8 protein-coding genes and 1 other RNA gene are annotated in these 9,864 nt (G+C 43.0%); 2 read left to right on the forward strand and 7 right to left on the reverse strand.

The genetic code is table 11. The features are described from left to right. Positions 1 to 357: 357 nt before the first annotated feature. The 3 genes from Q7P97_RS11150 to yhfH form a co-directional block, all read right to left on the reverse strand. On the reverse strand, positions 358 to 846 hold the full coding sequence (locus Q7P97_RS11150) for a DUF948 domain-containing protein (RefSeq protein WP_303969259.1): 489 nt from the start codon (positions 844 to 846) through the stop codon (positions 358 to 360). Between the two features lie 19 nt (positions 847 to 865). Next, positions 866 to 1,288, reverse strand: coding sequence for a DUF948 domain-containing protein (locus tag Q7P97_RS11155; protein WP_085426358.1), 423 nt, complete (start codon positions 1,286 to 1,288; stop codon positions 866 to 868). 514 nt (positions 1,289 to 1,802) lie between these two features. Then, positions 1,803 to 1,934 carry a protein YhfH gene (gene yhfH / locus Q7P97_RS11160; protein WP_085426359.1) on the reverse strand — a complete coding sequence of 44 codons (132 nt, stop codon included), beginning with the start codon at positions 1,932 to 1,934 and terminating at the stop codon, positions 1,803 to 1,805. A gap of 687 nt (positions 1,935 to 2,621) precedes the next feature. On the opposite strand from yhfH, the gene ilvA reads away from it, so the two are divergent. Together ilvA and Q7P97_RS11170 are read left to right on the forward strand one after the other, a co-directional pair. Then, a complete protein-coding gene (gene ilvA / locus Q7P97_RS11165) occupies positions 2,622 to 3,890 on the forward strand; it encodes a threonine ammonia-lyase IlvA (RefSeq protein ID WP_303969265.1) in 1,269 nt (422 codons plus the stop codon). A gap of 292 nt (positions 3,891 to 4,182) precedes the next feature. After that, positions 4,183 to 4,755 (forward strand): GDYXXLXY domain-containing protein, encoded by a 573-nt coding sequence (locus tag Q7P97_RS11170; protein WP_303969260.1) that lies wholly within the window; start codon positions 4,183 to 4,185, stop codon positions 4,753 to 4,755. 49 nt (positions 4,756 to 4,804) lie between these two features. On the opposite strand, the gene Q7P97_RS11175 is transcribed toward Q7P97_RS11170, so the two are convergent. The 4 genes from Q7P97_RS11175 to aspS all read right to left on the reverse strand — a co-directional run bounded on the left by Q7P97_RS11175 (position 4,805) and on the right by aspS (position 9,166). Further along, positions 4,805 to 6,223 carry an NAD-dependent succinate-semialdehyde dehydrogenase gene (locus Q7P97_RS11175; protein ID WP_303969261.1) on the reverse strand — a complete coding sequence of 473 codons (1,419 nt, stop codon included), beginning with the start codon at positions 6,221 to 6,223 and terminating at the stop codon, positions 4,805 to 4,807. A gap of 14 nt (positions 6,224 to 6,237) precedes the next feature. Next, positions 6,238 to 7,005: a tRNA threonylcarbamoyladenosine dehydratase gene (locus tag Q7P97_RS11180; protein WP_303969262.1), complete on the reverse strand. Its 768-nt coding sequence runs from the start codon at positions 7,003 to 7,005 to the stop codon at positions 6,238 to 6,240. Positions 7,006 to 7,139: 134 nt separating this feature from the next. Next, a non-coding RNA gene (ssrS, locus tag Q7P97_RS11185) (6S RNA) lies at positions 7,140 to 7,320 on the reverse strand. 76 nt (positions 7,321 to 7,396) lie between these two features. After that, positions 7,397 to 9,166, reverse strand: a complete 1,770-nt coding sequence (gene aspS, locus Q7P97_RS11190) for an aspartate--tRNA ligase (RefSeq protein WP_099625905.1) — start codon at positions 9,164 to 9,166, stop codon at positions 7,397 to 7,399. Between the last annotated feature and the right edge of the window lie 698 nt (positions 9,167 to 9,864).

The raw sequence follows: 9,864 nt of genomic DNA on the forward strand, positions 1-9,864 counted from the left end.
CATCGGGAGTCGCCGCCTTGCACTTACGATAAACTGGTGTTGTTTTCTGTCAGTTAAAACATTGAGAAATAGTGAAAGATAAAACATTAGTCAATTTCCCACTTTCAATCTGATTCTATTCTAAAACGAAACTCTATCTGTCCTACTTAAACCAAACGAAGGCGCCTCCCAAGCAGTAGGCGTATTGAAGAGACAGGGGCAGGCGCTCTTACCTGTCCGTGGCTCTTCACGGAAGCCATCTGCTAGCGCCGTAGTGAGTTCAAAGACGTCTCTACTTCCCCACTCACTAGGTTATAAAAGCAAAAAAAGACTGAAGATCAAGCCTGGGTAGGTTTGGTCTTCAGTCTTTGCCAGCGCTTAGATAGAGTCTGGCGCTGGTAGTCTTTTTGTTGGTGGGTTCTGCTCTGCATGGTCTTTTGCTGCACTTACGGATTGTTTACGCTTTTTGAAGATGTAGTAACCTAGCATGGCTGAACCGTAGATGTTGCCTAGTTTTTTGTTTTGCTCAGATGTGTCTGTGTGCTCTCCTTTTTGTTGGACAGATGATGAAACGTCCACAAGTGAAGAAGTTAATTGATGTGTAGATTCGCCGAGGTCCCCGATTACTTGGAACAATGGTGTAAGATTTTCAATTTTCGTATTGATATCTGCTAATGAATCATTACTGTTTTTGATTAAGTTTCCTGTTTCATCCAAGATACCGTCAAGTTGTTTCGGAAGCGCCCCTACTGTCTCATCGACATCGTGTAGGATGTTTCCAACTTGTTGTAGTACTTTAGCGAAATAGATAGCTAAAATGACGAAGGCAATACCAATCAGTATAACGCCAATTCCAACGAGATCCATTCTCAACCCTCATTTCCTTTTACGTAGTTTTTGTACTTCTTTTGCCGCGTTGCCATGAATTATAAACCTGAGCGCCGAACTCTCCATATTGAATGGCTTGAACAAACTTTTCTGTTCCGGGAAGAGAACCGTCCTCTTCAAACTGTCTTGTCCGTTTGTTTACTTCTTCACTCAAGTACTGGCTTGATCGTCCGATATTTTCGATAGTAGAAAATAAAGGTGTCGTTGCAGCGAGTTTCACTTGAACATCTGTTGCCAGTTGTTCTGTCTCATTTAAGGTTCCATATAATTGCTCCATGCTTTTGTCCAGCTCTGCCTCTACCCCTTTTACCGTTCCCATGACTGTCAGCAATAAGTTTGAAGACTTCGTCAGTAACAATGAAAGGTAGATGGCGACAATCAATAGTGAGATTGCGATCAATAGTAGACCAATGTACGCCATACATACATCCTCCTCTCTAACAGACTAAATACACCTTATCATTCTATACCACTCTCAGTTTTTCTAAAACATTAAACATCTAAAGTTCTGTAATCGGAATTAGGAATTTTACTTTTCATGCTTTGTAAATGGGGATGGGGAGAGAAAAGTTGATCTACGTTCCAGGTGGACGCGTTCCCATGGGCCCGCGGTGAGCCAACCAAGTCGCAAGCTCCTTTTGGTTGTCTCACCTGATCGGGCTGATCCATCGGGAGTCGCCACCTTCCACTTACGATCAACTAAGTGTCGTTTTCTGGATTTGGATAGTACAAGTTCAAAATCTTATAAGGAATGGACCAATTGATAACAATGAATGCTATTTCACGATGTGTTGAATATAGAGTATTTCTTTAATACAAAATCCCTCAGCTGATTTTTACAGGCGAGGGATTTTGTATTTGCTATGTATTTGGCTATAGTTATGCTCTTTCGTCCAAAAAAATCCTATGCCCCATTAGAAGCATAGGATTCTTTATTAATGTTCATGTCGTCCGACGCAACGCTCGCATTCGTACATTACAGACTCTTGCTTTTCCTTGAATTGGTTACCACATTCTGTACAAACCTTTTCCACCATTTGTCTCGTCTGCTCTGTGTTCTTTTTCATCGTTCATTCCTCCATTCGGTTAGTTAGTATTCTTCTGTACTGATACAGCTTCTTTTCTTGTTATTAATATATAACAGAGTAGTCTGAGTTGTCATTCATTTCAGACAGAAGCTATTATTTCGCGACGAATTCCAAAAGAGCACGACGAATGATAGATTCAGTGCTTTAAAATAGAAAGGGGTATGTCAATGTACTGACATACCACTTTTTTCACTTTACATCATCAGGCCGTATACTATCACAGCAGCGATGATGACGAGAGTTATAACAAACACCGTCCATTGCATGTTATCAGGCTTTTCTGGTCTACTATCCCATTTCTGCATGAACAAACGCTTCCTTTCTGATGTGTTAGTTCTTCATATATTAGTTTTCCCTTGCATCAGCGAATTAAACAATTCTTATTTACGTATAACTAAGAAAAGACTTCCCTATTAGTGAATGTACTTACTAGTATTCACCACAAAAAGCTAATAAATTTTTGCATGAATTTATTAAATGAATAATGAAATGGGTTCGTTAGAAATCTCATCAAGCAAGTAACCGCTTACATCCACAAGACTTTTTCCCTTTTTATCAAACTTCATAAAATAAACACACAATTTAGAACTTTCTTATGTTCAATCAGTTTTTTTCATGTTAATATGAGTAAACGTTGACTCAGTAACGGAGGTTAGATGATAAATGATGAAGGTGAAAAAAATGGAAACTCATAGTGTACAAGTAGAAGATATCTTAATTGCCAACCAGTTGCTGAAAGACATAGTTGCGCATACGCCTTTACAGAAGAATGATCGTCTATCGGAAAAGTATGATTGCCACGTGTATATTAAGCGCGAAGATTTGCAGCATGTCCGTTCCTTTAAACTGCGCGGTGCGTATTATAAGATGAAACGCATTGAAACAGAAGCTCGTAAAAAAGGAATTGTCTGTGCGAGTGCAGGAAACCATGCACAAGGCGTAGCATTCGCTTGTGCGAACCTGGACATTGACGGCAAAATCTTTATGCCACAAACGACTCCTAAACAGAAAGTTAATATGGTGAAAATGTTCGGACGCGATCGGATCGAAATCATTTTAGTCGGTGATACTTTCGATGATTGTTTCGAAAGTGCAGTCGAATTAATGGAAAAAGAAAAACGTATTTTCATTCACCCTTTCAATGATAAGGATATTATCGCGGGCCAAGGGACAGTGGCTGTTGAAATTATGAATGATATTGAAGAACCGATCGATTATGTCTTCGCAAGTATCGGTGGCGGCGGATTAATGTCCGGCATCAGCACATACATCAAAAACTTGTCTCCTCATACGAAAATGATTGGGGCAGAGCCAGCAGGCGCCGCCAGTATGAAAGCTTCGATTGATGCACAAAAGATCGTGCCGCTAGCCAATATCGATAAGTTTGTCGATGGTGCTGCCGTGAAGTGCGTGGGCGAGCTTAATTATGAAATTTGCAATGAATATCTTGAAAACATCGTCAGTGTCCCCGAGGGGAAAGTATGTACCGCGATTCTTGACCTATACAATGAACATGCGATTATCGCGGAGCCAGCAGGTGCCCTTCCGATTGCAGCACTTGATTTTTATAAGAATGAAATCAAAGGTAAGTGCGTCGTTTGTGTGATCAGTGGCGGTAATAATGATATCGGACGAATGCAGGAGATCAAAGAGAAGTCAATGATTTATGAAGGCTTGTTGTATTATTTCTTGGTCGATTTCCCACAACGTGCAGGTGCATTGCGCCAGTTCCTTGATGGTGTGCTTGGGCCTGAGGATGATATTACGATGTTTGAGTATACGAAGAAGAATAATAAAGAGAGCGGTCCCGGTCTTGTCGGAATTGAGATTAAGCGCAAGGAAGACTATAATGGGCTGATTGCACGAATGGAAAAGAACGGCTTCCCTTATAAAGAAGTGAATAAGGATAGTACGTTGTTCGGATTATTGATTTAATAAAAGTACTGCCGCGAGAGTCATAGTGACTGCATGCGGCAGTTTTTTTGTGGTAAATAGTGAAGGGGATAGTGGTGGACACCGTTGTGATCTGCATTCCAGGCGGACGCGTTTGAACTGCATCCCAAACACTTACAACACCGCATATTACGCTCTTATGCAAACAAAACGTAAAATCACTCTCCCTATACAAACACATGTGAAAGGTTTCTGAAATAAAAAATTTGGGTAAATACTTACTAAAATACACATAAACTGCACATGCTATCTGTACATAAGAAGAATCTTTTTTATGAAACTACAGAAAGGCGGTGACTCTAAAATGGGCCCTAAGCATAGTAAATTCAGTATATCGATCCTCTTCATCATTCCCCTGCTCATCCTAGCTAGTCTCACGGTTCCTTACTTCACTACGCTCAAAACCGGCACGGATATTTATCTTCAATCAGAAACCATCACCGAACAAGACACAAACGAAAACTCAGTCATATTGCGCTATGACGTGGAAAAAGTACCGAAAGAGCGCATGACTCCTAGTTTGATAACCGCTTTAATGAAACCAGATGATTTAGGTCAAACGCGAGTGTTTGGCGTATTGGAACAAAAAGGAGATGTGCATCAAGTCGTTTCATTGAGCAATAAAAAGCCTGCTGAAGGCGTGTATTTAATGGGATGGTTGGCGCAAACGACGGAACGGGAATACCGTCAGAATGATCATTATATCGTGAATTTTGGACTGGATCGCGTCTATGTTCCAAAATTCGGCCATCGCGTATCAGCGGATAGTGTAAACGACCGGACGATGACTGCACATTTTAAAGTACTAGACGGAAATAGCATTTTACGCGAGTTCAAAACCAATTAAAAGAAGCGAAAGGGATGAGTCTAACTCTTCCCTTTCGCTTCCTTTTTTATTATAAGCCTAGTGAAATATATTTCACTTCCAAGTATTCATCCATTCCTTGATGTCCGCCTTCGCGTCCAAGACCGCTTTGTTTAAAGCCGCCAAATGGAGCTTGTGGAGCAGATGGTAAGCCGTCGTTTAGTCCCACGATACCATAATCTAACGCTTCGCAAATTTGAATACCTTTTGTGATATTCTCCGTGAAGACGTATGACGCTAGTCCAAATACTGTATCATTGGCACGCTTGACTACTTCCTCTTGTGTCTCAAACGTAGTAATTGGCAATACCGGGCCAAATGTCTCTTCTTGCATACAGAGCATGTCGTCTGTTACATCTTTTAAGACAGTCGGTTGGTAGAATAAGCCTTTAATGAGTTCACCGCCTGTAACGACTGTTGCCCCTTTAGCTTTCGCATCTTGTACATGCTCATCCACTTTATCGATTGCATCTTGGTCAATTAACGGACCAATAACGACGCCTTCTTCTTTGCCGTCGCCGACTTTCAATTTCTTCGTTTCCTCTGCAATGCGCTTTGTAAATTCTTCAACAATTGATGAATGAACATAAATACGGTTGGCACAGACACATGTTTGTCCTGCATTACGGAATTTCGCCGCAATAACGCCATCTACTGCTTTATCAAGATCCGAGTCCGCCATAATAATCGCCGGTGCCTGTCCACCGAGTTCCAACGAAATCTTTTTCATCGTATCGGCTGCACCTTTCATCAACGTCTTACCGATTTCAGTAGATCCTGTAAACGTTAGCTTGCGCACACGACCGTCTTCCTGCCACGCTTCTGCAATTTCACTCGCACTGCCTGTTACGATGTTAAGAACACCATCCGGAATACCTGCTTCTTGCGCTAGCTCTATTAAACGAATTGCAGTTAGCGGCGTCTGAGAAGCCGGCTTCATGACGACCGTACAGCCTGCCGCGAGAGCCGGGGCGACTTTACGCGCAATCATAGCCGCTGGAAAGTTCCATGGCGTTATCGACGCGATGACACCTACTGGTTGCTTTTGCACGAACAATCGCTTATTCGTTTGGGTAGCCGGAATCGTTTCACCATAAATCCGCTTACCTTCTTCAGCAAACCAGCTAATGTAACCATTCGAATAACGCATTTCGCCAAGCGCTTCAGCTAACGGCTTGCCTTGCTCAGTCGTCATGGTGTCGGCTACGCTTTCTTCATGTTCCTCAATCAACGCATGCCATTTCATTAAATAGGCACTGCGCTCATATGCTGACAACGCAGCCCAGTCTGAAAACGCTGCAGAAGCCGCATCGACTGCTTGCGTAGCTTCTGCTTTGCCTCCTTTAGGTACTGCACCGATTGTCTCACCAGTTGAAGGATTTACTACATCGATTTTTTCTAACTCCTTACCGATCTGCTTACCATTAATGATCATTTCAGTTGTCTTCATATTCGATCTCTCCTTTATTTGGCATCATTGACACGTTCTACTGGAATATCTGCCACTATATCATTTAATACCCAACTGGCAAGAATTAAACCAGCCACGGACGGACAAAATGCATTGGAAGCTGGAGGCATTTGTGCTTTTCGAATGGACGCATCTGCATTTCCGACCGTTTCAAGAACATCTTCGCGCACGACAATCGGACTTTCATCGGAAAATACGACCGGCACACCTTTTGGAATACCAAGCTTGCGCAAACGAAGACGCATCACTTTCGCGAGTGGATCGGTATGCGTTTTCGAAATATCCGCAATTTGGAATCGCGTCGGATCCGTTTTATTCGCAGCCCCCATACTCGAAATCACTTTCACACCGCGTTCGAGACATTGCTGGATCAAATGAATCTTATAGCTAATCGTATCCGACGCATCGATGACATAATCGGGTTTATATGAGAAAAATTCTTCCGCTGTTTCATCTGTGTAAAACATATGTAGATCGATCACTTCACACTCGGCGTTAATATCCAAGATACGTTCTTTCATGACCTCTGATTTCGAACGCCCGACCGTCGACAAATAGGCGACTAGTTGACGATTGATATTGGTAACGTCGATCGTATCTTTATCTACTAAAATAATTCGTCCAACACCTGTGCGCGCGCATGCTTCCGCAGCAAATGAACCGACTCCACCCACGCCTAAAATGGCCACAGTCTTGCCTTTCATTCGCTCGACGCCTTCTGTACCGATTGACAATTCATTTCTTGAAAATTGATGTAACATTTATACCGCATCCTTTATCGTAAATTGTATTATCTCTATCCTAAAACAGTCACCTGTATTCGCGCAACTAACTGAATTTTAGGCAATAAAAAACCTCCTCGCTTCCGCAAGAAGGTTGAAAGTTTAAAGTTAAGTGAAATCCCGACTGTGCCGTCTTTGAATATCGCTTTGAACCCGCTAATAGCAGGTGGGTGTCCTGTATAACTCTTTTGGCGTCCCGATTAAAGGCATGTCATCCAAGCTATAACGTTGAACTCCCGACGATAAGATGTTGGGTCAAAACTAATTTACAAATGACGAACACTTCAGGATTTCTACTAACTTCATCTTATCACACACGTTTTTATAATTCAATCAATTTGTATAAAGTGTTCTGAAAATAGTTAGATACTCACTTTTTCACTGGTTCAGCGACTACTTTAATCCCGAGTTCTTTCAGTTGTGCATCATCTACAGAACTTGGTGCTTCTGTCAATAGATCGCTCGCACTAGCTGTTTTAGGGAACGCGATCGTGTCACGTAAGTTGGTAGATCCTGCAAGCAACATCACGATACGGTCAAGACCGAACGCAATTCCGCCGTGTGGAGGTGTTCCGTATTCGAATGCATCCAACAAGAATCCGAACTGCTCACGTGCTTGCTCATCCGTAAAGCCAAGTGCTTTGAACATCGCTTCCTGCACGTCACGCTGATAAATACGCAATGATCCGCCACCAAGTTCATACCCGTTCAATACTAAGTCATACGCTTGTGCTTTTACAGTTTCAGGGCTCGTCTTCAATTCTTCCACGTCAGCAGGCATCGTGAATGGGTGATGCGCTGCGTAGTAACGGCCATCTTCCTCGTCGTACTCGAATAACGGCCAATCCGTTACCCATAGGAAGTTGTATTGAGACTGATCGATCAAGTCCAATTCTTTTCCTAATTTCAGACGCAATGCGCCAAGTGAATCGGCTACAACTGACTTCTTATCTGCTCCGAATAAGAATAAATCTCCAGGTTCTCCGTCGCCAGCCGCTTTCAATGCTTCGCCAATTTCACCGTCGAAGAATTTCGCAATCGGGCCGTTAAAGCCGTCTTCCGTCACTTTCAACCAAGCCATTCCTTTAGCGCCGTACACTTTTGCAAATTCGCCAAGTGCATCGATGTCTTTACGGGAATACTTTTCTGCAGCACCCTTAACGTTGATCAACTTCACTTGTCCGCCTGCTTCTACTGCGCCTGCGAATACTTTGAATGAAGAATCTTTAACAATCTCCGAAACATCCGTTAATTCCATTCCGAAACGAGTGTCCGGCTTATCTGAACCGTAACGACCCATTGCTTCATCATATGGAAGACGTTTAAATGGTGTTTCCACATCTACTTGCTTGACGTCTTTCATCACTTTTTTGATCAAGCGTTCGTTAAGCTCCAAAATTTCTTCGATTGACATAAAGCTCATTTCCATGTCGATTTGCGTGAATTCCGGTTGACGGTCTGCACGTAAATCTTCATCGCGGAAACAACGAGCGATTTGGTAGTAACGATCGAAACCAGACACCATCAACAACTGCTTGAACAACTGTGGTGACTGTGGCAATGCGTAGAACTCACCTTCGTGAACACGGCTTGGCACTAAATAGTCACGCGCGCCTTCAGGAGTTGATTTCGTCAGGATTGGTGTTTCTACTTCCAAGAATCCTTCATCATCCAAGAAGTTACGAACCGTTTTCGTGATGTCTGAACGCATTTTGAACACTTTTGCAAGCTCAGGACGACGAAGGTCGAGGTAACGATACTTCAGACGCGTTTCTTCGCCTACATCCGTTTCGTCTTCGATTGTAAATGGTGGGTTCTTCGCTTCATTGATGACTTTCACTTCAACCACTTGGACTTCGATTGCGCCTGTTGCGATGTTTTTGTTCTTTGTGCGCTCTTGACGTTCGATTACGAGGCCCGTTACTTCGATGACGTATTCGTTACGAAGTGTTTCAGCAATTTCTAGTGCTTCTTTGGAGATGTCCGGGTTGAATACAGTCTGGACGATACCTGCGCGGTCGCGGACGTCGATGAAGATTAGACCACCAAGGTCACGGCGCTTCTGCACCCAACCTTTAAGCGTGACTTCTTCTCCGATTTGTAGTTCTGATAAGTTCCCACAATAATGTGTGCGTTGCATAGTGCTACACTACCCTTCTGATGTTTGGATTGTATTTTGTTTTTATTAAATGAAAGATTAAGTAGAAAATAAAATTAGTGTTGTAGGTGGGGATTTCCGTTCCGAGCGGACGCTTTCCCATGGGCGTGGCTTGAGCCTCCTCGTCCGCTGCGCTCCCTGCGGGGTCTCAAGGCGCACGCTAATCCATCGGGAGTCGCCGCCTGCCGCTCCAATCCCTTGCAATGTAAGTAGAAGATACTATTTGTTGTGCATTGAACTTAATGTTGTAATGGGTTTTGAACTTCAGCTCTTGAATCTAAATAAGTGAAGACAAAACAATAACTCACACACTACCTACAATGAGTGTTCTAAGTACCTCAACTCAATAAGTAGGATGGAAGCGGAAGTTGGCGGCGGCTCCTGATGGATCAGCTCGAAAGGTGAGACAACCAAAAGGGAGCTCGCGACCTGGTTGGCTCACCGAGAGCCCATAGGAAAGCGTCCGCCAACTGGAGCTTCCATCCCCTCGTACTCACAAATTCACTTACTACTCTCAATCCACTCGCTTTTGAACTAGACACTAAGTCACTCTCTTCTATAAACACGTTCCATCATCACCCGTTTAAAATCCGTCATAGAGTACTATGTCACGTCACGTCGTTTTTTGTTATACTGTAACGAATGAAGGATGAGGTGACGACATGACGTACCAATACGAA

The organism is Sporosarcina ureae (genome assembly GCF_029267015.1).
In the GTDB taxonomy this organism is placed as follows: domain Bacteria; phylum Bacillota; class Bacilli; order Bacillales_A; family Planococcaceae; genus Sporosarcina; species Sporosarcina ureae_D.

What these genes read in the sequence shown, in the direction of transcription:
- ilvA (WP_303969265.1), top strand. Translation starts at nt 2,622, where the DNA reads ATGAAGGTGAAAAAAATGGAAACTCATAGTGTACAAGTAGAAGATATC.
- aspS (WP_099625905.1), bottom strand. Translation starts at nt 9,166, where the DNA reads ATGCAACGCACACATTATTGTGGGAACTTATCAGAACTACAAATCGGA.
- Q7P97_RS11150 (WP_303969259.1), bottom strand. Translation starts at nt 846, where the DNA reads ATGGATCTCGTTGGAATTGGCGTTATACTGATTGGTATTGCCTTCGTC.
- Q7P97_RS11180 (WP_303969262.1), bottom strand. Translation starts at nt 7,005, where the DNA reads ATGTTACATCAATTTTCAAGAAATGAATTGTCAATCGGTACAGAAGGC.
- Q7P97_RS11155 (WP_085426358.1), bottom strand. Translation starts at nt 1,288, where the DNA reads ATGGCGTACATTGGTCTACTATTGATCGCAATCTCACTATTGATTGTC.
- yhfH (WP_085426359.1), bottom strand. Translation starts at nt 1,934, where the DNA reads ATGAAAAAGAACACAGAGCAGACGAGACAAATGGTGGAAAAGGTTTGT.
- Q7P97_RS11175 (WP_303969261.1), bottom strand. Translation starts at nt 6,223, where the DNA reads ATGAAGACAACTGAAATGATCATTAATGGTAAGCAGATCGGTAAGGAG.
- Q7P97_RS11170 (WP_303969260.1), top strand. Translation starts at nt 4,183, where the DNA reads ATGAAACTACAGAAAGGCGGTGACTCTAAAATGGGCCCTAAGCATAGT.